The sequence below is a fragment of the Nocardia sp. NPDC051929 genome, from assembly GCF_044548645.1.
GTDB classification, from domain to species: domain Bacteria; phylum Actinomycetota; class Actinomycetes; order Mycobacteriales; family Mycobacteriaceae; genus Nocardia; species Nocardia sichangensis.
Map to the genome: position 1 here is coordinate 1 of NZ_JBIUCG010000018.1, position 24,609 is coordinate 24,609.

Sequence of the window (24,609 nt, forward strand, 5' to 3'; positions counted from 1 at the left end):
CCACACGGGGGGTGAAAAGGCCGGAACCAAAAAATATTTGGCACTGACATTCATCGACACACTATTGAGTTCTCAAAGAACACACGCACACACATTCAATCCGAATTACTTCGAACCTTCAGTGAGGCAACTTTTCCAGCTTAGCTCATTCGCTCACCCGATCAAAATCGGGCTCCCGATCGAGCCAGTGTGATCGCCAGGCGCTCCTCGTCCTACCTCGTTTCCCGGTCCTTCCGCTCGGCGTCTCCGCCTCGCTTCTCGGCTCCGGGTCGGTGTCCGTGTCGCTCTGACTTGGAATAAGTTACGCGGCGGATAACGCTTCGTCAAATCGCCTGACCAGCGCGCTTTTTCGCAGGTCAGCGGCGTGCGCGCGGCGAAACTCCGGCGCGAATGACACAAGTGTGATTCAGACCACGACAAGATCGATTGGCAGCGCTTCTACGACAATGCGCCCGTCGGCGATCAGCCACCCAGCGGAGCGCGGCGCGGAATGACTTTGCGATACGTGATCCGCCAGCCGACGGGTTCTCGCACCACCACGTCCTCATACGTAACGCTTCCGCAGCGACCATCGGCGGCGATCCCGATTCCCTTCGACAACACCTGTGCGCGGTCGGCCTCATTTTCGGTGACGATCACATTCGTGACGTGATGGCCGACCGGATTCGCGTCGCCGAGCGCGAGGGCCGCGTCACGCACAGCGGCGATGCCGCGCAATTCGCCGTATCCCATGGCGGTCAGGTCGTAGACGACCTCCGCGCTGAACAGCTCGTCCATGCGATCCAGTTCGCCCGCATCGATGATGTGGCCGTGCCGGGCGATGAGGTCGGTGATATCGAGGCGGTCTTCCACTGAGAGCGTCATGCGCAGCACCGTAGTGCCGCTTCCCGCATCGGGCAGCCGAGTATCCGCACGCCGCGGCGGCCTTCGCTCAGCCAGGCTTGTCCGCCGCACGAAGCAGTTTGGCGCCGAGCCGGGCGAGCAGGTCTTTCATCTCGACGGGTTCGACGACCTCGAAGTCCAGGTCGAGGTGCGCGATGCGGAGGGCGGTCCACTCCAGCGAATCCGCGGAGGTGCGCAAGAGACAGGTCCGCTCGTCCAGCGGTTCGACTTCCTCCGCGCGAACGCGGAACGTCTCGGCCAGCACGGCGGCGCGGGCATGCACCCGCAGCACCACGGGACGAACCGGTCTGGAGCGCGCCAACTGGCTGGTCACGAAACTCGCCGCGTCGGCGGTGGGCAGCGCGCGAGGTGCGCAGCGTATTCCGATCGGCCGCGGTGACGTCACACGGTCCACGCGGAAAGTGCGCCAATCGGCGCGGTCGACATCCCAGGCGACCAGGTACCAGCGCCGACCCGCCGAGACCAGACTGTGCGGTTCGGCGAGGCGGCTGCTTTCCGTATCGGTCTTGTCGCGGTATCGGAAGCGGATCCGCTCGCTGTCGCGCGCGGCGGCGGCCAGGACGACCAACACCTCGGGATCGATCATCGGACCGGCGGCGGGCCCGCCGAGCGAGACGGTGGTGGCGTCTATCGCGTCGACTCGGCGGCGCAAGCGCGACGGCAGGACCTGCTGCAGCTTCACCAAGGCGCGAGCAGCCGATTCCTCGATACCCGCGACCGCGCCCTGCGCCGCGCCGCGCAGTCCGAGCGTGATCGCGACCGCTTCCTCGTCGTCGAGCAGCAGCGGCGGCAGTGCCGCGCCCGCTTCCAGGCGGTAGCCGCCGATCGCGCCGAGGCTCGCGACCACCGGATACTCCAGCTCGCGCAGACGCTCCACGTCCCGGCGCACCGTCCGCACCGTGACGCCGAGCCGCGCGGCCAGTTCGGGACCGCTCCATTCGCGGCGGGTCTGCAACAGCGACAGCAGCTGGAGCAGTCGCTCGGCGGTCCGGGTCACGTACTCGAGTATGGCCGCGAAGGAGGACAGAAACCGACCTCATCGCTGCCTAGCGTGAGGTCCGTGCATGCAGATCGAGACACCATCAGGATCGTCGGGGCTCGCGAGAACAATCTGCGCGATGTCTCGCTGACGATTCCCAAAGGCAAGATCGTGGTCTTCACCGGCGTCTCCGGTTCGGGCAAGTCGTCGATCGTCTTCGGGACCGTGGCGGTCGAATCGCAGCGGCAGCTCAACGAGACCTTCACCTGGTTCATCCGCAATCGGCTGCCCAAATACGAGCGTCCGGAGGCGGACGCGATCGACAACCTGGCGCCCGCCGTCGTCGTCGATCAGAAGCCGATCGGCGGCAATTCCCGTTCCACGGTCGGGACCATGACCGACATCCACTCCGTCATCCGCGTCCTGTTCTCCCGGCACAGCGCGCCGAGCGCGGGCGAGGCCACGCGCTATTCGTTCAACGATCCGCTGGGCATGTGTCCCGCGTGTGGCGGTCTCGGCAATGTGGTGCGGCCGGATCTGGGCAAGCTCATCGACCGCGGCAAATCGCTCAACGAGGGCGCCATCACCTTCGGGCCCTTCGCGGTCGGAACGTTCCAATGGCAGCTCTACGCCGAGTCGGGGCTCTTCGATCCGGACAAGCCGCTGCGGGACTTCACTACCGAGGAATGGCGATTGTTCCTACATGGCAAGGGTTTCCGGGTGCCGCGCAAGAATCGCAACGGTTCGGCGGGAAACAACGCGTACGAAGGCCTGTTGGAGCGGTTCGACCGCCTCTACATCAAGCGTGATCTCACCGCGTTGTCGGACAAGAATCGCGAAGCCGCCCGCGCGGTGGTGACCGAGGAGGTCTGCCCGGACTGCGGGGGCGCACGGCTCAACGCCGCCGCGCTGGCGAGCCGGATCGATGGCCTCGGCATCGCCGACTACGGAAGGCTGGAGATCACCGACCTCATCGAGGTGCTCGACCGCCTGGACGATCCGGTGGCTCGGCCGATCGCCCAGGCCGCCGTCGCCCGGTTGCGCCGGATCGAGGAGGTCGGGCTCGGCTACCTGTCGCTCGATCGGGAAACCGCCACTTTGTCCGGCGGCGAGGCGCAGCGCCTGAAGGTCGTCCGGCATCTCGGCTCCAGCCTCACCGGCATGACCTATATCTTCGACGAGCCCAGCGTCGGCATGCATCCCCGGGATGTGGGCCGGCTGAACACTCTGCTGAGCCGGCTGCGGGACAAAGGGAACACGGTGCTGGTGGTGGAGCACTCCCCCGATGTCATCGCCGTCGCCGACCATGTGGTCGACATGGGGCCGGGCGCCGGTTCCCGCGGCGGGCAGGTGGTGTTCCAGGGCACCGTCGATCGCTTGCGGCGTGCGGAGACGCCGACCGGTGCGGGCCTGCGCCGGGTGCGGCGGGTGAAGGAGGACGTCCGCGAGCCGGCGGGATGGCTCACCGTCGCCGATGCCGACGCCTACAACCTGAAGAACCTCACCGTACGGTTTCCGACGGGTGTGCTCACTGCGGTGACCGGCGTGGCGGGCTCCGGGAAGAGCACGCTGGTGTCCGGCGCGTTCGTCGCGGCGCATCCGCAGGTCATCGCGGTGGACCAGGCCGCGATCGCCGCCTCCCGGCGCTCCAGCCCCGCCACCTATCTCGGCATCATGGATCCGCTGCGTCAGCTGTTCGCCAAGCGGCACGGTGTCCGACCGGGCTTGTTCAGCTTCAATTCCGACGGCGCGTGCGGCGAATGCGACGGCGCCGGAGTGATCTTCACCGACCTGGCGTACATGGATCCGGTCACCACGATCTGCCAGGCCTGCCACGGACGCCGATACCGTCCGGAGGCGCTCGCTTACGAGATTCGCGGGGCGTCCATCGCCGACGTGCTGGAGATGCCCGCGGCGGAAGCGCTGGACTTCTGGGCCGCGGACGGGGACCGGCGGATCGGCACGCCGTTGCGGTCGCTGCTCGACGTCGGTCTCGGGTATCTCACCCTCGGCCGGTCGTTGTCCTCGCTGTCCGGTGGCGAACGCCAGCGCGTCAAGCTGGCCGATCACCTCCACCGTCGCGCCGAAGCCGCTGTCTACGTGCTGGACGAGCCGACCACGGGGCTGCACATGGCCGATGTCGACGCGCTGGTCGGGCTGCTGGACCGGCTGGTCGACGCGGGCAACACGGTGATCGTCATCGAGCACGACCTGGACGTCGTCGCTCGGGCCGACTGGGTGATCGACCTCGGACCCGACGGCGGAAAGCACGGGGGCGAACTCGTTTTCGCCGGGACACCGGCGGACTTGCTGGCGGACGACCGGTCGCTGACCGCGGAATACCTGCGGCGCAGTGTCGTTGCCCGATGATTCCGCCACCGAGGACGTGATCGCGGCATCATGAATCCATGGCGACACGGGAGGTGGTCCGGGCGGGAGCTTTCGCGCGGATCTACGATCCGAGCGCCGGGGAGTCGGAGGCCTGGTACATCAACGATCACACATTCGTTCGCGACGCTGCCGGAAGGTGGCACCTTTTCGGGATCACCCACCTCGAGCCGGCGGATCCGTTCGACGAGATCGAGTTCGCTCACGCCACCGCCGACCGGCTGCACGGTGCGTGGACCAAGCATGCCTCCGCGTTGCGGGTGGACCGGGACTACGGGGAGACGCATCTGTGGGCGCCTTATGTGCTCGGCGCTCACGGCCGGTACTACATGTTCTACGCCGCGGGCGGCGCCGACCGCACCGCCGCGGCGATGAATCTGGCGACCTCGCCCGACCTCTTCCACTGGACCAGATCGGCGGAGGGCCCGCTGTTCCGCGACGGCTACGACGCTCGCGATCCCATGGTGGTGCGCGTCGGCGAACAATGGGTGATGTACTACTGCGCGACCAGCGCCCCGGCGGGTGGTCACCATGTCGTCGCCTACCGCACCAGCGCCGACCTCCTGCACTGGGGCGATCGGCACATCGCGTACACGGACCCGGCCAAAGGCACCGAGGCGGGCAACACCGAATCGCCTTACGTCCTCCGGTACGGGGGATGGTGGTACTTGTTCATCGGTCCGCGCCCGCATTACGTCGGCACCGACGTCTTCCGCAGTGACAATCCTTTCCATTTCCGCATCGGCGACAAGGTCGGACACATCGCGGCGCACGCCGCCGAGGTGGTCGACGAGGACGGCCGCTGGTGGATCACCAGTGCGGGGTGGGGACAGGGCGGGGTACATCTGGCGCCGCTCGGCTTCCCGCAGTCGCGGGTCGTCAAAACGGTTCCGCGCTAAGCGGTCCGAAGCACCGGGCCGAGCGCTATTTCGGCGAAACGCGTCTCCGAGCGCGGTCGCGGCTGGTATCTCTTGATCGAGTCGAACTCTCCGATCACCCACCTACGGGAGGGACCGGCATGGCCCGTATCGGCATCATCAGCATCTCCGATGGCCGCGACTATGTGCATGCGGGCATCGCCGATTTCATCGCCTCCACCGAGGACCGGCTGGTGGCCGCGCTCGCGGACGCGGGCCACGATGTGGTCCGTGGCGCGGCGCCGATCAGCGACAACGCGTCGGCCGGTGCGGTGGCGCGCGCGGTCGCCGCGGCGGGCGTCGATCTCACCGTCCTGCATTACGCGGTCTGGGCGTTCCCGCATTTCACCATGCTGGCGGCGGGCGCGATTCCGGGGCCGCTGCTGTTGCTGTCGAATATCGACCCGGTCCAGCCGGGAATGGTGGGCATGCTCGCCGCCGGAGGTGCGCTGGATCAGATCGGACGTCGGCACAGCAGGCTGTGGGGCGATCCGTCCGATCCCGAACTCATCGACGCGATCGGCGTGCGCGCGCGGGCCGCGGCAGCCGTGGCGAGCCTGCGCGGTTCGACGTTCGGGCGCTTCGGTGGGCGGCCGATGGGCATGAACACCGCGGTCGCCAACACCGATCAGTGGCAGCGCCTGTTCGGCATCGACGTCGAGGAAATCGATCAGTGGGAGATCGTGCGGCGCGCGGAACTGGCCGACGCGGGCGAGGCGAAGGCCGCGCGCGAGTGGCTGGAGCGCAACACCGCGGGCGTGTACTACGACGGCGCCAAGCTCACCCCGCAACTGCTGGAACGTCAGATCCGCTCGTACCTGGCGGTGCGCGAGCTGATCGACGAGTGGCGCCTGGATTTCTCGGGGATCAAGGGGCAGCCCGAGCTCACCCAGTATTTCGCCACCATGGACGTCACCGAGGCCTTCCTCAACGACCCCTACGACTGGAACGGACCGAAGGAGCCGCACGTCTGCGCGACCGAGGCGGACATGGACGGCGCGCTGACCATGCAGCTGCTCAAAGGGATCGCGGGCACCCCGGTGCTGTTCGCCGACGTCCGGCACTATCACGCCGATCGGGACATCTGGGATCTCTGCAATTCCGGCCAGCACGCCACCTGGTTCGCCGCCCGTAGCGACGATCCGGCGGAGAACCTGGCGAAGGTGCACCTGTACCCGGAGGTGTTCTTCTTTCCCGCGGGCGGCGCCTCGGTGCATCATCTGGCCGCACCGGGCCGGATGACTCTCGCCCGGCTCACCCGGCTCGACGGCGACTACCGCATGCAGCTGATGCTCGGCGAATTCGAGGAATACGACGAGCAGACCAACGAAGCCCTGATGAAGCAGTCGACCCGGGAATGGCCGCACGCGTTCGCCCGGCTGGACGCGCGCGCCGAGGATTTCCTGAACCGCTTCGGCGCCAACCACATTCACGCGGTGCCCGGCGACCACCGAGAAGCCGTGCGCGCGACGTGCGAATTGCTCGACGTCACGGTGGACGAGTTCACGCGGTGACGATGTTTCTCGGTATCGACATCGGGACCTCGAGTTCGAAGGGCGTGCTCACCGACGCGCGCGGCACGGTCATCGCCAGGGCCGAGCGGGCGCATGAGGTATCCATGCCGCACCCCGGCTGGGTCGAGCACGACGCGGAGAAGGTGTGGTGGGCGGATTTTCTCGCACTCGCCAGTGAGCTGGTGGCGGCGGCCGGCGGCGCCGCGCTCGAGGGACTCGCGGTGTCCGGCATCGGCCCGTGCCTGTTGCCCGCCGACGCGAAGGGCAGGCCGTTGCGCCCGGCCATCCTCTACGGCGTCGACACCAGGGCGAGCGTCGAGATAGCGGAATTGAACGACGAATTCGGCGCGCGGGCCGTGCTCGACCGCGCCGGATCGCCGCTGACCAGCCAGGCTGTCGGCCCGAAAGCCCGGTGGCTGGCCCGGCACGAGCCGGATGTCGCCGCACGCACCGCGATGCTGCTGATGGCGAGTTCTTTCCTGGTGCACCGGCTCACCGGCCGGTACGTGCTGGACCACCAATCGGCCAGTCAGTGCGTGCCCCTCTACGACCTGCGCGAACGTGCCTGGGCGAGCGACTGGGCCGAGCGGATCGTGCCGGGCTGGCGGCTGCCGGAGCTGGCCTGGCCCACCGAGATCGTGGGCCGGGTGAGCGCGGACGCGGCGGCCGCGACCGGACTTCCGTCGGGGCTGCCCGTCACCACCGGGACCATCGATGCCTGGGCCGAGGCGGCCAGCGTCGGCGTCCGCGCTCCGGGCGACGCGATGATCATGTACGGCACCACCATGTTCCTGGTGCAGGTGCTCACCGACCCGCGCCCACATCCCGGCCTCTGGGGCACCTGCGGCACCTGGCCGGGCACGTATACCCTCGCCGCGGGCATGGCCACCTCCGGCGCGGTCACCGACTGGCTGCGCAAGCTCGTGGGTGGCGAGTTCACCGACTTGGTCGCCGCGGCAGCGGAGGTGCCCGCGGGGAGCAGGGGGTTGCTCGCGCTGCCCTATTTCGCCGGGGAACGCACGCCCTTGTTCGATCCGGACGCGCGCGGCATCGTCGCGGGATTGACCCTCGGGCACGGACGGACCGAGCTCTACCGCGCGGTTCTGGAAGGCATCGCCTACGGAGTGCGCCACAACCTCGAGGCCATGACCGAAGCAGGCGGGCAGGCGGGACGTCTGGTCGCGGTGGGCGGCGGCACCAGAGGCGGGCTGTGGACCCGAATCGTCTCCGATGTCACCGGGCTGCCGCAGCAATTGCCCGCCGACACCGTCGGGGCGAGTCTCGGCGACGCCCTGCTCGCGGCCGAGGCCGCCGGGATCGACACCTCCGGGTGGAATCCCGTCGTCGACACCGTGCGACCGCAGCCCGAAAGTGTCGCGATCTACGACGAGTACTACCGGCACTACCGCGATCTGTACGATCGGACGACGAATATCGCGCATTTCCTCGCGGCCGAACAGCACCGCGCCGGGGCGGCTTCCTGATCGCGAATATCCGTGCGACGATGCACAGTTGCTCCGCGGAACGATACGAGGATGTCATGCCCACGATCACCTTGACCCAGGACAATTTCGACTCCGTCGTCACGTCGCATCCGATCGTGCTGGTGGACTGGTGGGCCGGTTGGTGTGGGCCGTGCCAGTATTTCGCTCCGGTGTACGAAGCGTCGTCGCAGCGGCATCCGCAGATCGTGCACGGCAAGGTCGACACCGAAGCCGAGGTCGCGTTGACCGCTGCCGCCCAGGTGACGCAGTACCCGACGGTGATGGCGTTCCGGGACGGCCTGCTCGTCTACTCCGCCGCGGGCGCCCTCGCCTCGGACGCGCTGGAAGACCTTGTGCAGCAGATCCTCTGGCTGGACATGGACCAGTTCCGCCGGGAACTCGCCCAGCAGACCGACACCCGGCAGTTGGCCGCGACCGGCGGGGCCGCCACGGCGCACCGGGCCGGGCTCGCGCCGACCGCACCCCGGTACGGATGGCCGGGACTGTGACCGCGCCGGGCGGTGAACTGTGGCGGCTGGACGGCACGCGAACGCGGTCGGTCAGCGCCGAGAATCCGACGGGGGCGCCCGGCGCGGGCGCGCGGGCGACCGACGGCACCGGAGCGCACGCGGCACGGCTGCTCGGGGCGGGGTGGAAGATCTCCCCCTCGATCGCGCTCGCCCACGGCGAAACCGCCACGCTGGCCGACGTATCCGGTCCCGGCGTTTTCCGGCATTTCTGGTTGACCACCGAGCGTTCCGTCCTTCGCGGGCTGACGCTGCGGATGACCTGGGACGACGCGGCACGGCCCGCGATCTCCTCGCCCCTCGGCGACTTCTTCTGCAACGGATGGGGCGAGACCGCCCTGCTGAGTTCGGAGATGGTGGTCGTCGCGCCAGCGGGTGGGTTGAACAGCTACTGGCCCATGCCGTTTCGGCACCGCGCTCGCATCACGCTCGAAAACCACTGCGGACGCGAGGTTCCGGTGTACTACCAGGCGACTTACACCGAAGAGGACGTACCGGACGAAGCGGGGTATCTGCACACCCGGTGGACGCGGACCACCGGCCTGGGGAACCCTGCCGTCCACACCGTGCTCGACACGGTGCCGGGGCCGGGCCGCTACGTCGGCACCTACCTCGCCATCCGCCCGGGCGCGCCGGGATGGTGGGGCGAGGGCGAGGTCAAGTTCTTCCTCGACGGGGACACCGAGCATCCGACCATTTGCGGGACGGGCACCGAAGACTATTTCGGCGGCGCCTGGAATTTCGATCTCGACGGGACATACCGGACATATTCCACGCCTTATCTCGGGCTGCATCAAGTGCTGCCGCCGGAGGAAATCTATCGAGCGGATCAGCGCTTCGGCATGTATCGCTGGCATGTGCGCGATCCGATCTGTTTCGACCGCGAACTGCGCGTCACCGTCCAAGCCCTCGGATGGCAGGACGCCGAGACCTATCTCCCGCTGGAGGACGCCGACGTGGCGACCACCGCCTGGTGGTATCAGGCTTGAGCGGAGTCGTCCGCATCCGGTGGGAGCTCCGACGCCAGCAGTTCGTCGGCGCGCGCCAGCGCCGCGTCCATGCCCGCGGTGAGATCGTCCATCACGGTCAGGCCGTCCAGCAGTCCGGTGAGTTCGTCCTGCACGGCGCGCAGCTCGGCGATCGCCGGGTCGACGGGGAACCACGCGACCGAGTCGCGCCACCACGGATCGTCGCAGAGCCATGCCCACAGCACAGCACGCACCAGCACCGGGTCGGAGGTGTACATCTGGAACGACTCGGTCGCCGACCCGGCCCGGTGCTCCAGCTCGTAGACGCCGTCGGGCAGCAGCCTGGCCCGGATCTCGTGCAGGTCGGCACGGCTGAGTTCGAGCACGGCGTCTTCCGGCCCGGCCGGTTCGCCGAGCAGGTCGCCGAGCGCTTCCTCGGTCAGCTCCGGCAGCTGCGTCCCGTCTCCCGTGCGGATGCGCACGTCGGTGGGGTCGATGCTCATCGCGACAGTCTGCCCGATACGGCGGCGGAATACCCGAAAGGCTCCGGTGCCGGGCGGCGAGGGGCAAGGTGGTCGGTATGGGTGTGCTCCAGACGATCGGACGATTCGCCGGATCGCGCGACGGGCTCGTCCTCGAAATGCGACCGGTTTCCGCCGAGGTGTCGATCCGCCCGCGTCCGCTGTGCGACGGGGGCGGTGTCGGCGACGCGAGCGGGCTTCGATCGGGGCAGGCGCCATGACGACCGTGGCGGGAGTCGACAGTTCCACCCAGGCGTGCAAGGTCGTGGTCTGCGACGCCGACAGCGGTGAGGTTCTCGCTCAGGGGCGGGCCACGCACCCCGAGGGGACCGAGGTCGCCCCGGCCGCGTGGTGGGACGCGCTACAGACGGCGAGTGCGGGATTGCTCGACGACGTCGACGCGGTAGCCGTCGCGGGGCAGCAACAGGGCTTGGTCCCATTGGACGCGGCGGGTGTCCCGGTGCGGGACGCGCTGCTGTGGAACGACGTCCGCTCCGCCGACGCGGCGAAGGAACTGATCGCCGACCTGGGCGGCCCGCGGGCGTGGGCCGATGCGGTCGGCAACGTACCGGTGGCAGGCCTGACCGTCGCCAAACTGCGCTGGCTGGCCGACCACGAGCCGGAACTCGCCGACAACACCGCCCACGTCGTGCTGCCACACGACTACTTGACCTGGCGGCTACGGGGCGGCGGACCGGGACACATGCTCGAGCCGACCACCGATCGGGGCGATGCTTCCGGCACCGGCTATTGGTCACCAGCCGACGGAGACTATCGCGAAGATCTGCTCGCCATGGCTTTTCGTGGGCGCCACCCGGGCCTGCCCCGGGTCCTCGGCCCGGACCAGTCCGCCGGGCACACACCTTCGGGCGCACTGGTCGCCGCCGGAACGGGAGACAACGCCGGGGCCGCGCTCGGCTTGGGCATCACTGATGGCGATGTGGTGGTCTCCCTCGGCACCAGCGGAACGGCATACGCTCGCACCGACCGTCCGGCCGCCGACGAGACCGGCGCGGTGTCCGGTTTCGCGGACGCCACCGGCGCGTTCCTGCCGCTGGTCTGCACGCTCAACGCCGCCCGCATCCTCACTTCGACCGCCGATCTGCTCGGCGTGGATCTGCCGACGCTGGAATCGCTGGCCGCGCAGGAGCCGCCGGGCGCGGACGGCGTGGTCATGCTGCCCTACCTCGCCGGTGAACGCACGCCCAACCTGCCGCACGCCGCGGGCAGCCTGCACGGGTTGCGGCCGGAGGCGATGCGCGCAGGCACAGTGGCCCGCGCCGCCTTCGAGGCTCTGCTGTGTCATCTCGCCGACGCGCTCGACCACCTCACCGAGATCGGCGGGGTCTCGCCGCGGCGCGTGCTGCTCATCGGCGGCGCGGCGCGCTCCCGGCTGGTGGCGGCCATCGCCGCGCAGGTCTTCGGCGTCACGGTGACGGTGCCGGAACCGGCCGAGTACGTGGCACTCGGCGCTGCCAGGCAAGCGGCATGGGCGCTCAGCGGCACGTCCCGGCCGCCGTCCTGGCCCGCATGCTCGGTCGCGGAGATTCCGCCACCGGCCGACACCGCGACCGGACGGGACATCCGGGCCGCGTATCGGAGGACCCGCCAGGCGCTGTACGGCTGACCACTGTCTTCACCGCAGTCCCTGCGTGCGCAGCGAATCCGGAAGCGCCCTGTTTCCGCTCTGCGGGTAGCCGATTTTCGTCGCCGGGTGGCGCCTCGACGGCCGGAGGGGTTGGATCACCTCGTCGAAGAGAGGTGGACGAATGACCGATACCCAGGTGCGAAGGGCGGTGACGGCGGAACGAGCCGAACTCGCCGAACTCCTGGCCGGACTGGACGCCGAGGGCTGGGACTCGCCGACCCTCTGCGCGGGCTGGCGGGTACGCGAAGTGGTCGCGCACATCACCATGCCGTATCGCCTGTCGAGCGCGCGCCTGGCGGTGGGGATGGTCGCGGCGTTCGGGAACTTCAACCGCTTGGCCGACCGCACCGCCCGGATGGACGCCGCCACGCTGAGCACCTCGGATCTGCTGAAATCACTGTGGGACAACGTCGATCACCCCTGGCGCCCGCCGGGCGGCGGGCTCTCCAACGCGTTGAGCCACGATGTGATCCACGGGCTGGACATCACCGTTGCCCTGGGCCTGGACCGCTTGGTGCCCGAGGACCGGATGCGCTTGGTGCTGGACACGATCGACCCCAGGACCGTCAAGCTGTTCGGCGCCGAACTCGGCGGCATCGAACTGCGCGCCGACGACCTGGACTTCAGCTATGGGTCCGGGACGGTGCTGTCGGGGCGCGCCCAGGACCTGCTGCTCGTCCTCTGCGGCCGCAAACTGCCCGCCGGACACCTCACCGGCGAGCCCGCGGAGCGATTCACCGCACGCGACTGACCCGACGCCCGTCGCTCACCGGCCGGTTTCGGCGCACGCACGCAGGTAGGCAGCCGTTTCGTCGTCGGCGGGGAAGTACGCTTCGACCGCGACCTCGTCGAGCGTGATGTCGAATGCCGCGCCGAAGGTCGTGATCGTGCTGAAGAACGCGAGTTCCGTGTCGCGGTGGCGCAGTCGGATCGGCAGCAGGATGTCCGCGATGTCACTGTCCGCGCCGCCCGGCGAGCCGTAGGAGCGCAGTTCCTCGTGCAGCGCGGCCAGTTCGGGATCTCCGGTCGCCATCACCTGGCGCGCCAGGCGGGGCAGCAGGAAAGCGCGGACCTGCTCGAGGTTGCGCAGCCGGGAGGCGAAGCCCGCCGGGTGCAGGCCGAGCCGCATCATGTTGATCGGCGGTTCGAGCAGTCGCGGATCCACAGCGTCGAAGAACACGCCCACACAATCGTTGGCCTGCACCAGATTCCAGCGCCGGTCCACCGCCAGCGCCGGATACGGTTCATGCAGCCGCAGTACCCGCTGCACCGCGTCGCGGGCGCGCCGCAGCGCGGGGTCGTTCCAGTCACTGCGCCGGAACTCGGGAGCGTGTCCGGCGGCGATCAGCGCGCGATTGCGTTCGCGAAGCGGAATGTCGAGCTGTTCGGCCAGGTGCAGCACCATGGCTCGGCTGGGCGTCGTGCGGCCGGTCTCGACGAAACTGACATGCCGGGCGGACACGTCGGCCTGGATGGCCAGGTCCAGCTGGCTCAGCTTCCGCCGGTGCCGCCACTCTCGCAGCAGCTCGCCGACCGGTCGATCACCGTTCATCGGCCCAGTATCACGACGCCCGGGTCACGCCCGCCATTACATGGCGGGTAATCGACACCCCGGTTCGCGCGCTGCCAGTCTCGTCGGCATGACGAACGACAGCGCGGCAGCGCGCAACAGGGAACTGCTCCTGAACGGCTTCACGGAGTTCGCGGCGGGCAACGTCGACGTGCTGCGCACTCTGCTGCACGACGACTTCCTCGAGCACAGCCCCGGAAATCCCTCCGGGAAGGACGCTTTCATCGAGTTCATCGCCCAGGCACCGGTGGCCGGGTCGAAGCTGGAGCTGGCGCGGGTGATCGCCGACGACGAATACGTGGTCATGCACTACCGCATGATCCCGCCGGGCGACGAAGAGCCCGACCTGGCTGTGGTCGACATCTGGCGGGTGGCCGACGGAAAGATCGTGGAGCACTGGGATGTCGTGCAATCGGTGCCCGAGCCCGCGCAGATACCGCACGGCATGTTCTGACCGGGAAAATTCGGTTCTCCGGCGACGGTTTCGCCGGAGCCTGACCGTCACCTGCCGTGCAGCGCCCGCATCCGATCGGGTACCGGGGCTCGAGTACCCGATCGGATCGTCGGTGGTACGCGCGTGATACGCGCACCAGCCGCGACCTGCCATCGCGCCACGAGTCGGTCAGCGCGAGAGCGGGTGCCAGATGGTCACCGCCGGGCCGAGCGTCCGGCAGCGCGCAGGATCGCGGCGAATGCCGCCGCCTGCGCGGAATCGGCTCGGCCGCAGGACCAACCGAGGTGTTCGCCGCTGCGGTATTCCAGGTAAGCGATGGCGCCCTCGTCTCGGTCCGTCGCCTGCTGGGTCAGGCCGAGCACCTCGATGCGATACCCCGCCTCGGCCAGTGCCTCGGTGAGCGCCGCGACCGGGCCGCCGCCGCGCCGCGTACGGTGGGTGACGCCGTCGACGATCAGCGTGATCTCGGTGTCCGCTTCGGCGCCGTCGCCGCTGGTGCGCCAGTCCTTCACGGCCAGCCCCGACGGGTCGTCGCAGTAGATCGCCTCGAACAGGTCACGCAGTTCGGCGGCGCCGATCTCGACGCCGGTGTCGTCGGCGAGCGCTTGCACGTGCCCGGCGAAATCGATCTGCAGGCGTCGTGGCAGGTCCATGCCGTATTCGGTGTGCAGCAGGTAGGCGATGCCACCCTTGCCGGATTGGGAATTGACCCGGATCACCGCGTCGTAGCTGCGGCCGAGGTCGGCGGGATCGATGGGCAGATACGGCACGTGCCAGTCGGCCGCGCGCTCGGGAATGCCCGTCGTGGCGGCCCGGGTGCGATGCTCGGCCATGCCCTTCTTGATCGCGTCCTGATGAGTCCCGGAGAACGCGGTGTGCACCAGATCGCCCACATACGGGTGTCTTTCGTGGATCGGCATACGCGTGCAATATTCGACGGTTCGCCGGATCTCGTCGATGTCGGAGAAGTCGATCATCGGATCGACGCCCTGCGCGTGCAGATTCAGCGCCAGCGTGGCGATGTCGACGTTGCCGGTACGCTCACCGTTGCCGAAGACGCAGCCCTCGACGCGTTGCGCGCCCGCGAGTACCGCCAGTTCGGCACACGCGACGCCGGTGCCGCGATCGTTGTGCGGGTGCACCGACAGGATGACGCTGTCGCGGCGAGCCAGATTGCGGTGCATGTATTCGATCTGGTCGGCGTAGACGTTCGGGGTGGCGACTTCGACGGTGGCGGGCAGGTTCAGGATGACCGGACGCCGCGGTGTGGCGTCCCACAATGTCGTCATCCGGTCGCAGATCTCGAGGACGTAGTCGGGCTCGGTCAGGTTGAACACCTCGGGCGAGAACTCGAACCGCACGTTCGGCAGGTCCCCGGCGCAGTCCAGCACTGCGCGCCCGCCGTCGAGGATCAGCTCGCGCAGCGCCGCGCGGTCCTTGCGGAGCACGATGTCCCGCCACGCGGGAGCCGTCGCGGTGTACATGTGGATCACGACGTCGTTGGGGATGCCGCGGACCGATGCGACGGTGCGCTCGATGAGATCGCGCCGCGCCGGGGTGAAGACGGCGATCGTCACGTCCTCGGGCGCGAGATCCTCCTCGGCGATGAGCCGAACGAAGTCGAAGTCGGTCTGGGACGCCGACGGGTAGCCGACCTCGATCTCCTTGTAGCCCATGGCGACCAGGAGCTCGAAGAAGCGTCGTTTGCGCGCCGGGTCCATCGGCTCGGCGAGTGCCTGATTGCCGTCGCGCAGATCGACCGGCACCCACAGAGGCGCCTGCGTGAGCCGGGCGTCGGGCCATTTCCGTTGCGTGAGCGGTACTTCCACGCGTCGGTGGATGTCACGATAGCGGTGCGACGGCATTTGCGAGCGCCGCTGGCGATTCCACGCCGGAGCCTGATCGGGCACCTGCCCCGCAGGCGTGTGGATGGTGGGGAATGCGGTGGTCATGGGTCTGCTTCCTGGCCATTGCGGCCGTCACGACAAGGGTGACCGGCCACGACGAAGCCCCACGGCGGGCGGCCGGTCGTTCAGGCCCCGCCGTGGCGGCTAAGCAGAAGCATGGTGCGCATGATGGCTAGACTGTACACGACTCCTCAGACAAGTAGAGAGGTAGTGAATGATCTCCCAGGTACGGCGCCATCCACTGGCCGCGCAGGCGGCCGAAGTGCTGCTCGTCCGCATCCAGGCGGGCGAATGGCCGCTGGGTCACCGCCTGCCCGGTGAGACCACCCTGGCCGCACAGCTCGGCGTCGGACGCTCGACGCTGCGGGAGGCGATCCGCGAGCTGGCCGGTAAAGGCGTCCTGGACAGCAGGCAGGGCGCGGGCGTTTTCGTGACCGCGCTCGAGGCGACCGAGGAATGGGACGCCGTGTTGCGCCGCGCCACCATCGCCTCGGTGATCGAGGCGCGCATCGCCATCGAGGCCGAGGCCGCCGCACTGGCCGCCCAGCGGCGCACCCCCGCCGACCTGCGCATGATCCGCCGGGCCCTGGCCGCGCGCGAAGCACACGGCGAGCCGGTGGCCGAGCACGTAGACGCCGATATGGCGTTCCACCGGGCGGTCATCGTGGCCGCCCACAACGACGTACTGACCCAGTTGTTCGACAGCTTCCTGCCCCGGTTGCGGCTGGCGATGATCGACATGTTGAAGATCCGCCCGGTGCCGTCGGAGTCCGTGGATCACGCCGCGCATCAGCGGCTGGCCGACGCCATCGCCGCCCGCGACCCGGCCGCCGCGGCGGAGTACAGCCGCGCCCACCTGACCACTCTGAAAGAGGCTTTCACGTGACCGAACCGGTGCTGGAACTGACCGACGTGACCTTCCGCCGCGAGGGCAAGAAGATCATCGGCGGGATTTCGCTGACCGTGCGCGCCGGCGAACGCTGGGCGCTGCTCGGTCCGAACGGCGCGGGAAAGAGCACCCTGCTCGGCTTCTGCGGCGCGGTCACCTTCCCCACGTCGGGTTCGGTCCGTGTGCTCGGCGCTGAACTCGGTCGCGTCGAATTGCAGCAGCTGCGCCGCGGCATCGGCCAGGTGAACCCACGCCACCCGTTGCGGTCTCCGCTGACCATCCGCGAGGTCGTGTTGACCGGCCTGACCGCGACGATCGACACCCCCATGCGCTGGACACCGACAGCCGACCAGCTCGACCGAGCCGACGCGATGATCGACACCGTGGGCCTGACCGGGAAGGCGACGGAGATCTGGCCCACGCTGAGCCAGGGCGAGCGCGGCCGCACGCTCATCGCCCGAGCGCTGATCGCCGAGCCACGGCTACTGCTGTTCGACGAACCGTCCACCGGCCTGGACGTCGCCGCGCGCGAGCAGTTGCTGGACACTCTCGACACCCTGGACCGCACCCACCCCGACGTCGCCTCCATCCTGGTCACCCACCACTTGGAAGAGCTGCCCAGCACGACGACCCACGCGTTGCTCATCGCGGGCGGTCACGCCGTCGCGGCGGGCCCCGCGCTGGAGACGATCACCACCGAGAACGTCACCGCCGCCTTCGCACACCCGGTGGAGGTCCGCCATGACGACGGCCGTTGGACCGCGCGAGCGGCCCGCAAAACCATCGCGTGGCCGCGGTAGGCGCTTCGGCCGGAGAAATTTCCGCCGACATGTCGATTCGGGCGGGGGTCGTTCGATGCAGTGATGTGAGGATCGACCGATCCTGACGCCACATCGACCGAGGATGCCGAGATGCGATACATGATGCTCATCCGCCTTGACCCCGACACTTCCCCGGAGCCGGACGACGCGCTGGTCGAACAGGTGGGCAAGGTGATCGAGGAGATGACCAAGGCGGGCGTGCTGCTGGACACCAACGGTCTGCACTCGATCACCGAAGCCACCAGGGTCACCCAGTCCGGCGGCAAGCAGACCGTGCTGGACGGACCGTTCACCGAATCCAAGGAGATCGTCGGCGGATACTGCATTCTGCAGGTCAAGTCGAAGGAAGAGGCGGTGGAATGGACTTCTCGTTTCCTCGCCGTACACGGACCCGAATGGGACATCGAGGTCGAGGTCCGGCAGATCGCCGAACCCGCCTGAGCGGGCACGGCGGATGAGCGGGCAGCCGTCCGCGGATTCGGCGCGACGCGCCGCCGAAGCCGTGACCCGGATGGAGTGGCCCCGGTTGGTCGCCGGGCTCACCCGGATGGTCGGCGATATCGGCGCCGCCGAGGAACTGGCGCAGGACGCGTTGGTCGCGGCGTTGGAGCAGTGGCCGCGCGACGGCGTGCCGCCGAACCCGGGCGGCTGGCTCATGCTCACCGCCAAGCACCGGGCGATCGATCGGGTGCGGCGCAACCGCACCTTCGCCCGCAAGCTGGAGCTGCTCGGTCGCGATCTCGTGACCGAGCAGCCGCCGCCCGATACGAACGACGACCTGGTCGAGGACGACCTGCTGCGAATGATGTTCACCGCCTGTCACCCGATGCTCACCGAACCGGCCCGGGTCGCGCTCACCCTGCGGCTGCTCGGCGGGCTGACCACCCAGGAGATCGCCCGGGCGTTCGTCGTGCCGGAATCGACCGTGGCGCAACGGATCGTGCGCGCGAAACGCGCCATCGCCGACAAGCGGGTCCCCTACACGGTGCCACGCGGTGCCCAGCTGGCCGATCGGTTGGCCTCGGTGCTGGCCGTGGTCTACCTGATCTTCAACGAGGGCTACGCGGCGACGGCGGGCGAGGACTGGGTCCGCGAGGAGCTGTGCCAGGACGCGCTGCGCCTGGCCCGCATGCTCGGCGAATTGCTGCCCGCCGAGCCGGAGACGCACGGCCTGGTCGCGCTGCTGGAGCTACAGGCTTCCCGGCTGCCCGCGCGCACCGGAACCGGCGAAGAGGTGGTGCTGCTCGACGACCAGGACCGCGCACGGTGGGATCGCCTGCTGATCCGGCGCGGGCTGGCCGCCCTCGGGCGGGCGAACAGCACGGCACGTGAGCGCGCCTTGCCGCCGGGACGGTACGCGCTGCAAGCCGCGATCGCCGCGGTGCACGCGATGGCGGCGACGCCGGAAGAGACCGATTGGCGGCGCATCGCCGGACTGTACGCCGTTCTGGCGCAACGCTTTCCCTCCCCCGTCGTGGAGCTGAATCGCGCGGTCGCGGTGAGCAAGGTGCACGGCCCCGCAGCGGGGCTGGAGCTGGTGGACGCGCTCGTCGCCGCGGGCGCCCTCACCGACTACCACCTGCGCTACGCCGTGCGCGGCGACCTGCTCGCCCAGCTGGGCCGGTATGCGCAGGCCCGCGCCGAATTCACGCGCGCGGCGGAACTGACGGGCAATACTTCCGAGCAGGCCCTCCTGCTCGACCGGGCGGTCGCCTGCGCGCAGGCCGATTGACCGCACCACGGTGGTAACGCCGCTGTAATCGCCACACCGCAAACGCGTGTGAGCATGCAACGAAATCGATTACCACCGAAGGGAATACGACTACGTGTGGCAGCTCTATCGAGCAGTACTCCGCACCGGCGACCACCGCCTGCTCGGCTACGTGGACGCGGGCCCGCGGCTCATGGAACACGCCAGGATCGGCCACCACCTCGTCCAAGGGATCGAGCGACTGCTCACCGAACCCGCTCGGGTCACCTGGGCGGGCCGGGATGCGCAACGACCACGACTAGGCGAAAACCTTTATCGCACAGCAGGTTCGGTCGCCGCACTGCGGCCGCCGGAACACGGCGCGGTCGGCCGCTATCTCCTCAATCACGACCTGCGGATCTTCGTGGACAAAGCGACCGTACTGGAGAACGAGGCCCGTCACCGCATCCACCCACTCCCCTTGCTCACCGCCGAACCCACACCGGATCCCGGCCGCACGGTGGGCGACCGCACTCTCCTCGGCTCTTGGGCACACGCCCTGATCTCGGTCCGCGACACCGTGCCGAAAGGCTATGAACAACGCAAGTTCGATTTGGTCGAACGCCTTTCGTAAACCTCACCCTTCGCTCGTGCGGATGACCTCCGGTCTCCCCCACCGCCCGGATCGCTCTACCGTCGCCGGTCGGGCACCTCGCGGCCGATGCGGCGCTACCGTTCCGGTGGTCCCGGAGAATCCGCGGGGGCCGCGCGGTATTCGGCTTCGGCGAGTTTCTTCAGCGTCAGCAGTTGCTTACGCATCATGAGCAGGTCGCCGAGGGCCAATGTCACCGCGACGAGTCTGGGCGCGCCGCAGCGTATCCGGACCAGGAGGCGGGTTCCCGTGCCTTCTGGTCGCACCGCGTAGGTGACGCACACCTTGCCCGAGACCAGCGTGATGTGCCTGCCCAGGACGAAGGAGACCAGCTCGAATTGGGACATGAACCGTTGCCCCACCGCCAGTTCGGTGAGCATCGGGTCGCGCCGGCGCGGGCTGCGTTTGCCGAAGTTGTCCAGCAGGTCGTAGCTGTAGGGCGCGACGCGCAACTGGCACAGCCAGGCGTAGACGAGAGTGGGCGGCGCGTCGACGCTGATCGCTCGATCGGCCTGGAGACCGCCAGGTTGCCGGTCGTCGCACGGCAAGGGTTCCTCGCGTTCGGCTTCGGTGGCGCCCCACACCGTCCCCGGGATCATGCCGCCGCCGCGATCCTGCGCAGCATCTGACGCACCGCCAATCGGTGACCCCCCGTCCCCACGACCAGCGCACGATAGATCCGGCCGTGCAGACCGGGAAAGTCGCCGTAACTACGCGCGCGGACGCGAGTCCGGCCAGGGCCTTCCTCGTCCAATTCGAAGATCAGCGCGTATTTCGAGAACCAGTGCTGGCCGCGCAGCGCCAAACGGTGCGGTTCCGCGACGGAATCGACGACGAACCCGGTGGGCGGCGACGGCTTGTGCGGGTCGCGGCAGACGACTCTCAGCATCGCTTGCCACGCCCGGTCGCGATTCGCGTCGACCGATCTGGCATGCTCATCAATATAGGACAATCGCTCCATATAGAAGGAACGTACTAGTACATGGCGCCGCCCCGCAAGCACGACAGCGACGTGATCCTCGACGCAGCACGCGCGCTGGTCCTCGCCGAAGGGCCCCGCGCGGCCAGCGTGTCGGCCATCGCCGAGGCCAGTGGCGCTCCGGTCGGCACCCTGTATCACCGCTTCGGCAACCGCAACGGTGTGCTCACCGCGGCGTGGCTGCGCGCGCTGCGCCGTTTCCAGGACGGCACCCTCGCCGCCGCCGACCAGCCGGATCCGGTGGAGGCGGGCGTCGGGATGGTGCGCGCCGCCTTGCGGTTCGGCCGCGAACTCCCCCAGGACGCCAAGCTCCTGCTGGAGCTGCGTCCCAGCGATCTGCTCGACGGCGAGCCGGACGCCGAGTTCCGCGCGACCCTGGCCGAGATGAACGCGCCGCTGATCGAGCATCTGCGCCGCATCGCGCTCGCCTTGTTCGGGAGGGACGAGGAGCGAGAGATCGATGCGGTCAGCCGCGCGATCGTCGACCTGCCCTATGCGGCGCTGCGCCGCCACGCCCACGCCGCGCAGCTGCCCGCCTGGCTGGAAGAGGACCTGGCTGCCGCCGCCCGCACCCTGCTGACTTCTTATCGGCCCTGACCTGGCGACGGCTCAGCCGGTGATCAGCCCGGGAGTGAGTTCGTCGAGGCCGGAGATGACCTTGGCGGCCAGGCCGAGCGCATCGGAAGCGGGCGGGTACTCCGGGCGCGGCGCCGCGATCACCCGCATCCCGGCCGCGTGGGCCGAGCGTAGGCCGTTGCTCGAGTCCTCGACGGCCGCACAGTCACTCGGCCGCTGACGCAGGAACGTCGCGACCGTCAGGTAGACGTCAGGCGCCGGTTTGCCGCGATCGACCTCCTCGGTGGAGAAGGTGACGGAGAAGTACTCGATCAGACCCGTCCGGCCCAGCACCGTGTCGATGAGCGCGCGCGGCGACGAACTGGCCAGCCCCAGCGGCCAGTGCTCACAGATCCGCTGCACGGCCTCGACCGCACCCGGCAGCACCGGCACGCCCTCGGCGTAGCGCTCGGACATCCGCTCTATCACCTCCCGCGCGACGGTCTCCGGGGGCTCGCCGACCCCGAGTTCGCCGCTCAGATAGGTCGACCATTCCCCGGTGCTCATCCCCATCAGCCGCTGCTGGGTGTCGGGCAGCCATCGCCCACCCTTCTCCGCGACGTAGCCACGCCGCACCAGTTCCCAGACCGGCTCGGAGTCGATCAATACGCCGTCCATGTCGAACACGACCGCGGTGATACCCATGCGCACAGAGCCTTTCGCCAGCCGAAGCGGTCAGGGATCCAGCGCGGCCGCGACGCGTATCCGGCCGCCGGAACCAGGCCGATACCACCCGGGAAAGGCGATATGCGGTCGCGCACCAGCCTAGGCGGTGACGGCTCGTGACGACGGACACAGCACCCGCGCGGCGAGCATTCACCGGGCAACCGATAACTTGTTCTCATGAACGAACCGCAGGACGGCGACTCGCTGCCGAGTCAGGAGCACCACGAGGGCGGGTTCCGGCCGATGACCCAGCTGATCGCCGCCCACGAGGCAGCCAAGGACGACATCTCCCGCGGCGGGCCGCACTACGGCCAGTTCATCGAGCAGGTGCGCGGCCTGATGGACCGCGTCCGGCTGGCCTCGCCCTCCGACGAGCTGGCGGTGGAGGCGATCGGCATTCTCAAGGAGCTGAACGACAAGCTCGACGCCGCACGGGTGGACGAGTGGTCGACGCCCAACTGGACCCGCTTCGACCTGCCCGCCCGCGGCAACATCACCCTGCCGCCGTTCTTGATCGACCATGTCGACCCGCAGAACGGCGTCGACGCGCGCCTCACCTTCCGCACCTTCCACCTCGGCGGCAACAGCGCCGCCCACGGCGGTCAGATCGCCATCGCCTTCGACGACCTGCTCGGCATGGCGGCCGCGGTGCGCTCCGGCGCGGTGACCAGAACGGCGTCGCTCACCGTCGACTACCGCTCCATCACGCCGCTGAACACCGAACTCAAGGTGCGCGCGTGGGCCGAACGGCAGGAGGGGCGCAAGGTCTATGTGCGGGCCACCCTGCACGACGGCGACCGGCTGTGCGCGGAGGCGAACGGCTTGTTCATCGTGCTGAAGCCCGGACAGCCCTGAAGCTCGGCGCCTGCGCGGCGAGGATCGGCCGGTTCGAGCCTCGGCCCCGCACCTGCCGGAGTCCGCTGGGCGGCGTCGGCTTCTCGCACGGACGGTGAACGGCCCGGCCACCGCATGCCGGGGACGAGCGCCGCTTTCCTGTCCTCTCCGCTCTCGCGCCGCATTCATAGCGCCCGCGCTCGTCGCCCCCCGGGACACGCTGTCGCGTCGACGGATCGCGAGTCCGCCGACGCGCAATGGTCGCCCTCGATAAGCGATTCACCTGCCGACGAGCCGGACCCCGAGCACCCGCGCGCATGGCGCACTGTGCACGACTGCACGGAATGCCCTGTCGGTCAGATCGATTCGCGTCGACCCCGAAGGCGCAGGCAGGCGAGCCACCCGCGAATCCGGCGCGACCACACCTGCACACGATGCAGACTCGCGTGAAATGCCTTCGCCGCGTTCCGGCGCTCGCCGGTCGGACCTGCCACCGGCGAGCGCCGACCGCTCACCGCCCCGGGAAGTGCGCTTCCCGGTACGCGCCGAACCGCGCGTCCACCTGCTCGGCGGTCAGCCCGAAATCGGCGAGGGTGTAGCGGTGCGCCGGGCGTGCCGCCCCAGACGTGCTCTCCGCGTGCAACGCGGTCATCGCCGCCTCGGCCTCGGCGGTCAGTGGCAGCCCGAAGTGCCGGTAGATCGACGTCACCGTGCCGATCGGGTCGGCGACGAACTCGTCGTAGTCGACATCGCAGAACTGCGCCGCGTCGTGGCGTTTGCGGTCGGCGAGGAACCGCTCCGCGCCGCGCGCCCACAGATCCAGCTGCGTCGCGCCGACCACCGGGCCGCGGAACTTTTCCGACCAGCCCGCCGACGCCTGCTCGTTCAAACTGCACACCGACGCGATGATGGTGCGTGGATCGCGGTGCATCTGGATGACCAGCGCGTCCGGATAGACCTCGAAGATCGCGTCCAGCGCGAACAGGTGACTCGGGTTCTTCAGCACCCATCGCTTGCCCGCGTCCGGCAGTCCGATCAGTTGCAGGTTGCGCCGGTGCCTGCGATAGGCGGATGTCCAATCCCGCTCGCGCAACCACTCGGAGTAGGTGGGCAGGTAGGCCAGGCACTCGTAGGACACCGACATGGCCGACTGCCGCAGCAACTGCCAGCACTCCTCGACCTGGTCGGCCGAGATGTGGTGCACTCCCATGAACTCCGGATGTTCGACGTGGTGCTTGTCGTAGGCGGCGGCGAGGCGCTGGTAGACCGGGTTGCTCGCCCACGTCTCGCGCGGCGGGCGCGGCTGCGGCATCTCGGTCAGCCACATCTCCAGCCCTTGGTGCGCCGGGTCGACGTTGAGCAGGCGGTGCACCGCCGTGGTGCCCGAGCGCGGCAGACCGGTCACGAAGATCGGGCGCTCGATCGCCACGTCGGCGTGTTCCGGATGCTGCCGCCAGGCCGCCTCGCTGAGCAGCCGGGCGATCAGCGCGCCGCGCAGGAACGCGCGGTTCACCTTATTGCCGAAGGGCGTGAGTTCGGCGTCCTTCGCATAGGACTCGAGCAGCACCTCGAGCCCTTCGCGGTAGTCGTCCGTGCCGAAGGCGTCCAGCCCGACCACCTTGGTCGCCGAGGCGTGCAGATCGTCGACGGTCCCGACGTCGTCCCTACCGATCACGGTCATCT

At 68.9% G+C, this 24,609-nt stretch carries 25 protein-coding genes; 16 read left to right on the forward strand and 9 right to left on the reverse strand.

What is annotated here, in order from left to right:
- Positions 1 to 462: 462 nt before the first annotated feature.
- Both ACIHAX_RS24330 and ACIHAX_RS24335 read right to left on the reverse strand, forming a co-directional pair.
- The gene (locus tag ACIHAX_RS24330; protein WP_397279696.1) at positions 463 to 864 is read right to left on the reverse strand and encodes a nuclear transport factor 2 family protein; all 402 of its coding nucleotides are present in this window, start codon (positions 862 to 864) and stop codon (positions 463 to 465) included.
- A gap of 67 nt (positions 865 to 931) precedes the next feature.
- Complete coding sequence (locus tag ACIHAX_RS24335; RefSeq protein ID WP_397279698.1) at positions 932 to 1,900, reverse strand: helix-turn-helix transcriptional regulator; 969 nt, start codon at positions 1,898 to 1,900, stop codon at positions 932 to 934.
- A 63-nt stretch (positions 1,901 to 1,963) separates the two neighbouring features.
- On the opposite strand from ACIHAX_RS24335, the gene ACIHAX_RS24340 reads away from it, so the two are divergent.
- The 6 genes from ACIHAX_RS24340 to ACIHAX_RS24365 all read left to right on the forward strand — a co-directional run bounded on the left by ACIHAX_RS24340 (position 1,964) and on the right by ACIHAX_RS24365 (position 9,701).
- Positions 1,964 to 4,252 carry an excinuclease ABC subunit UvrA gene (locus ACIHAX_RS24340; RefSeq protein WP_397279700.1) on the forward strand — a complete coding sequence of 763 codons (2,289 nt, stop codon included), beginning with the start codon at positions 1,964 to 1,966 and terminating at the stop codon, positions 4,250 to 4,252.
- A gap of 38 nt (positions 4,253 to 4,290) precedes the next feature.
- Positions 4,291 to 5,169, forward strand: coding sequence for a family 43 glycosylhydrolase (locus ACIHAX_RS24345; protein ID WP_364437877.1), 879 nt, complete (start codon positions 4,291 to 4,293; stop codon positions 5,167 to 5,169).
- Between the two features lie 119 nt (positions 5,170 to 5,288).
- Complete coding sequence (locus tag ACIHAX_RS24350) at positions 5,289 to 6,701, forward strand: L-fucose/L-arabinose isomerase family protein (RefSeq protein ID WP_356969569.1); 1,413 nt, start codon at positions 5,289 to 5,291, stop codon at positions 6,699 to 6,701.
- Between the two features lie 2 nt (positions 6,702 to 6,703).
- Positions 6,704 to 8,185, forward strand: coding sequence for an FGGY-family carbohydrate kinase (locus ACIHAX_RS24355; protein ID WP_397279923.1), 1,482 nt, complete (start codon positions 6,704 to 6,706; stop codon positions 8,183 to 8,185).
- Between the two features lie 56 nt (positions 8,186 to 8,241).
- Entirely contained in the window at positions 8,242 to 8,694 is a 453-nt protein-coding gene (locus ACIHAX_RS24360) for a thioredoxin domain-containing protein (RefSeq protein ID WP_356969571.1), read from the forward strand.
- Complete coding sequence (locus ACIHAX_RS24365; protein WP_356969573.1) at positions 8,679 to 9,701, forward strand: glycoside hydrolase family 172 protein; 1,023 nt, start codon at positions 8,679 to 8,681, stop codon at positions 9,699 to 9,701. Before ACIHAX_RS24360 ends, ACIHAX_RS24365 begins: the two co-directional genes overlap by 16 nt.
- Here ACIHAX_RS24365 and ACIHAX_RS24370 read toward each other — a convergent pair.
- Complete coding sequence (locus ACIHAX_RS24370) at positions 9,692 to 10,183, reverse strand: hypothetical protein (RefSeq protein ID WP_364437885.1); 492 nt, start codon at positions 10,181 to 10,183, stop codon at positions 9,692 to 9,694. The two genes, ACIHAX_RS24365 and ACIHAX_RS24370, sit on opposite strands and share 10 nt — an antisense overlap.
- 235 nt (positions 10,184 to 10,418) lie before the next feature.
- On the opposite strand from ACIHAX_RS24370, the gene xylB reads away from it, so the two are divergent.
- Complete coding sequence (gene xylB / locus ACIHAX_RS24375; protein ID WP_364437888.1) at positions 10,419 to 11,828, forward strand: xylulokinase; 1,410 nt, start codon at positions 10,419 to 10,421, stop codon at positions 11,826 to 11,828.
- Positions 11,829 to 11,970: 142 nt separating this feature from the next.
- On the forward strand, positions 11,971 to 12,600 hold the full coding sequence (locus ACIHAX_RS24380; RefSeq protein ID WP_355078945.1) for a maleylpyruvate isomerase family mycothiol-dependent enzyme: 630 nt from the start codon (positions 11,971 to 11,973) through the stop codon (positions 12,598 to 12,600).
- Positions 12,601 to 12,615: 15 nt separating this feature from the next.
- On the opposite strand, the gene ACIHAX_RS24385 is transcribed toward ACIHAX_RS24380, so the two are convergent.
- Positions 12,616 to 13,401, reverse strand: a complete 786-nt coding sequence (locus tag ACIHAX_RS24385; protein WP_397279704.1) for a helix-turn-helix domain-containing protein — start codon at positions 13,399 to 13,401, stop codon at positions 12,616 to 12,618.
- Positions 13,402 to 13,489: 88 nt separating this feature from the next.
- Here ACIHAX_RS24385 and ACIHAX_RS24390 point away from each other — a divergent pair, with 88 nt between their 5' ends.
- Entirely contained in the window at positions 13,490 to 13,873 is a 384-nt protein-coding gene (locus tag ACIHAX_RS24390) for a nuclear transport factor 2 family protein (RefSeq protein WP_356969583.1), read from the forward strand.
- Positions 13,874 to 14,067: 194 nt separating this feature from the next.
- On the opposite strand, the gene ACIHAX_RS24395 is transcribed toward ACIHAX_RS24390, so the two are convergent.
- Positions 14,068 to 15,825, reverse strand: a complete 1,758-nt coding sequence (locus tag ACIHAX_RS24395) for a 2-isopropylmalate synthase (RefSeq protein WP_397279707.1) — start codon at positions 15,823 to 15,825, stop codon at positions 14,068 to 14,070.
- Between the two features lie 169 nt (positions 15,826 to 15,994).
- Between ACIHAX_RS24395 and ACIHAX_RS24400 the strand changes: the two genes are divergently transcribed.
- The 5 genes from ACIHAX_RS24400 (at position 15,995) to ACIHAX_RS24420 (ending at position 19,814) form a co-directional block, all read left to right on the forward strand.
- Positions 15,995 to 16,666, forward strand: coding sequence for a FadR/GntR family transcriptional regulator (locus tag ACIHAX_RS24400; RefSeq protein WP_397279709.1), 672 nt, complete (start codon positions 15,995 to 15,997; stop codon positions 16,664 to 16,666).
- Complete coding sequence (locus ACIHAX_RS24405) at positions 16,663 to 17,469, forward strand: ATP-binding cassette domain-containing protein (RefSeq protein WP_355078939.1); 807 nt, start codon at positions 16,663 to 16,665, stop codon at positions 17,467 to 17,469. Before ACIHAX_RS24400 ends, ACIHAX_RS24405 begins: the two co-directional genes overlap by 4 nt.
- A gap of 111 nt (positions 17,470 to 17,580) precedes the next feature.
- On the forward strand, positions 17,581 to 17,931 hold the full coding sequence (locus tag ACIHAX_RS24410) for a YciI family protein (protein WP_397279711.1): 351 nt from the start codon (positions 17,581 to 17,583) through the stop codon (positions 17,929 to 17,931).
- A gap of 13 nt (positions 17,932 to 17,944) precedes the next feature.
- Positions 17,945 to 19,222, forward strand: coding sequence for an RNA polymerase sigma factor (locus ACIHAX_RS24415; RefSeq protein WP_397279713.1), 1,278 nt, complete (start codon positions 17,945 to 17,947; stop codon positions 19,220 to 19,222).
- Positions 19,223 to 19,316: 94 nt separating this feature from the next.
- The gene (locus tag ACIHAX_RS24420; RefSeq protein WP_364437910.1) at positions 19,317 to 19,814 is read left to right on the forward strand and encodes a hypothetical protein; all 498 of its coding nucleotides are present in this window, start codon (positions 19,317 to 19,319) and stop codon (positions 19,812 to 19,814) included.
- Positions 19,815 to 19,909: 95 nt separating this feature from the next.
- On the opposite strand, the gene ACIHAX_RS24425 is transcribed toward ACIHAX_RS24420, so the two are convergent.
- Positions 19,910 to 20,431, reverse strand: coding sequence for a hypothetical protein (locus tag ACIHAX_RS24425; RefSeq protein ID WP_397279715.1), 522 nt, complete (start codon positions 20,429 to 20,431; stop codon positions 19,910 to 19,912).
- The gene (locus tag ACIHAX_RS24430; protein ID WP_355078929.1) at positions 20,428 to 20,721 is read right to left on the reverse strand and encodes a hypothetical protein; all 294 of its coding nucleotides are present in this window, start codon (positions 20,719 to 20,721) and stop codon (positions 20,428 to 20,430) included. The genes ACIHAX_RS24425 and ACIHAX_RS24430 overlap by 4 nt, the downstream gene beginning before the upstream one ends.
- Positions 20,722 to 20,814: 93 nt before the next feature.
- Here ACIHAX_RS24430 and ACIHAX_RS24435 point away from each other — a divergent pair, with 93 nt between their 5' ends.
- Positions 20,815 to 21,408 (forward strand): TetR family transcriptional regulator, encoded by a 594-nt coding sequence (locus ACIHAX_RS24435; RefSeq protein ID WP_355078927.1) that lies wholly within the window; start codon positions 20,815 to 20,817, stop codon positions 21,406 to 21,408.
- Between the two features lie 12 nt (positions 21,409 to 21,420).
- Here ACIHAX_RS24435 and ACIHAX_RS24440 read toward each other — a convergent pair whose 3' ends face one another.
- Positions 21,421 to 22,071: an HAD family phosphatase gene (locus tag ACIHAX_RS24440; protein WP_356969599.1), complete on the reverse strand. Its 651-nt coding sequence runs from the start codon at positions 22,069 to 22,071 to the stop codon at positions 21,421 to 21,423.
- Positions 22,072 to 22,269: 198 nt separating this feature from the next.
- On the opposite strand from ACIHAX_RS24440, the gene ACIHAX_RS24445 reads away from it, so the two are divergent.
- Complete coding sequence (locus ACIHAX_RS24445; protein ID WP_397279718.1) at positions 22,270 to 22,947, forward strand: PaaI family thioesterase; 678 nt, start codon at positions 22,270 to 22,272, stop codon at positions 22,945 to 22,947.
- A gap of 490 nt (positions 22,948 to 23,437) precedes the next feature.
- Here ACIHAX_RS24445 and ACIHAX_RS24450 read toward each other — a convergent pair whose 3' ends face one another.
- Positions 23,438 to 24,601, reverse strand: coding sequence for a sulfotransferase family protein (locus ACIHAX_RS24450; protein ID WP_397279720.1), 1,164 nt, complete (start codon positions 24,599 to 24,601; stop codon positions 23,438 to 23,440).
- Positions 24,602 to 24,609 lie beyond the last annotated feature (8 nt).

What these genes read in the sequence shown, in the direction of transcription:
- ACIHAX_RS24330 (WP_397279696.1), bottom strand. Translation starts at nt 864, where the DNA reads ATGACGCTCTCAGTGGAAGACCGCCTCGATATCACCGACCTCATCGCC.
- ACIHAX_RS24345 (WP_364437877.1), top strand. Translation starts at nt 4,291, where the DNA reads ATGGCGACACGGGAGGTGGTCCGGGCGGGAGCTTTCGCGCGGATCTAC.
- ACIHAX_RS24350 (WP_356969569.1), top strand. Translation starts at nt 5,289, where the DNA reads ATGGCCCGTATCGGCATCATCAGCATCTCCGATGGCCGCGACTATGTG.
- ACIHAX_RS24355 (WP_397279923.1), top strand. Translation starts at nt 6,704, where the DNA reads ATGTTTCTCGGTATCGACATCGGGACCTCGAGTTCGAAGGGCGTGCTC.
- ACIHAX_RS24360 (WP_356969571.1), top strand. Translation starts at nt 8,242, where the DNA reads ATGCCCACGATCACCTTGACCCAGGACAATTTCGACTCCGTCGTCACG.
- ACIHAX_RS24365 (WP_356969573.1), top strand. Translation starts at nt 8,679, where the DNA reads ATGGCCGGGACTGTGACCGCGCCGGGCGGTGAACTGTGGCGGCTGGAC.
- ACIHAX_RS24370 (WP_364437885.1), bottom strand. Translation starts at nt 10,183, where the DNA reads ATGAGCATCGACCCCACCGACGTGCGCATCCGCACGGGAGACGGGACG.
- xylB (WP_364437888.1), top strand. Translation starts at nt 10,419, where the DNA reads ATGACGACCGTGGCGGGAGTCGACAGTTCCACCCAGGCGTGCAAGGTC.
- ACIHAX_RS24380 (WP_355078945.1), top strand. Translation starts at nt 11,971, where the DNA reads ATGACCGATACCCAGGTGCGAAGGGCGGTGACGGCGGAACGAGCCGAA.
- ACIHAX_RS24385 (WP_397279704.1), bottom strand. Translation starts at nt 13,401, where the DNA reads ATGAACGGTGATCGACCGGTCGGCGAGCTGCTGCGAGAGTGGCGGCAC.
- ACIHAX_RS24390 (WP_356969583.1), top strand. Translation starts at nt 13,490, where the DNA reads ATGACGAACGACAGCGCGGCAGCGCGCAACAGGGAACTGCTCCTGAAC.
- ACIHAX_RS24395 (WP_397279707.1), bottom strand. Translation starts at nt 15,825, where the DNA reads ATGACCACCGCATTCCCCACCATCCACACGCCTGCGGGGCAGGTGCCC.
- ACIHAX_RS24400 (WP_397279709.1), top strand. Translation starts at nt 15,995, where the DNA reads ATGATCTCCCAGGTACGGCGCCATCCACTGGCCGCGCAGGCGGCCGAA.
- ACIHAX_RS24410 (WP_397279711.1), top strand. Translation starts at nt 17,581, where the DNA reads ATGCGATACATGATGCTCATCCGCCTTGACCCCGACACTTCCCCGGAG.
- ACIHAX_RS24415 (WP_397279713.1), top strand. Translation starts at nt 17,945, where the DNA reads ATGAGCGGGCAGCCGTCCGCGGATTCGGCGCGACGCGCCGCCGAAGCC.
- ACIHAX_RS24425 (WP_397279715.1), bottom strand. Translation starts at nt 20,431, where the DNA reads ATGATCCCGGGGACGGTGTGGGGCGCCACCGAAGCCGAACGCGAGGAA.
- ACIHAX_RS24430 (WP_355078929.1), bottom strand. Translation starts at nt 20,721, where the DNA reads ATGCTGAGAGTCGTCTGCCGCGACCCGCACAAGCCGTCGCCGCCCACC.
- ACIHAX_RS24435 (WP_355078927.1), top strand. Translation starts at nt 20,815, where the DNA reads ATGGCGCCGCCCCGCAAGCACGACAGCGACGTGATCCTCGACGCAGCA.
- ACIHAX_RS24440 (WP_356969599.1), bottom strand. Translation starts at nt 22,071, where the DNA reads ATGGGTATCACCGCGGTCGTGTTCGACATGGACGGCGTATTGATCGAC.
- ACIHAX_RS24445 (WP_397279718.1), top strand. Translation starts at nt 22,270, where the DNA reads ATGAACGAACCGCAGGACGGCGACTCGCTGCCGAGTCAGGAGCACCAC.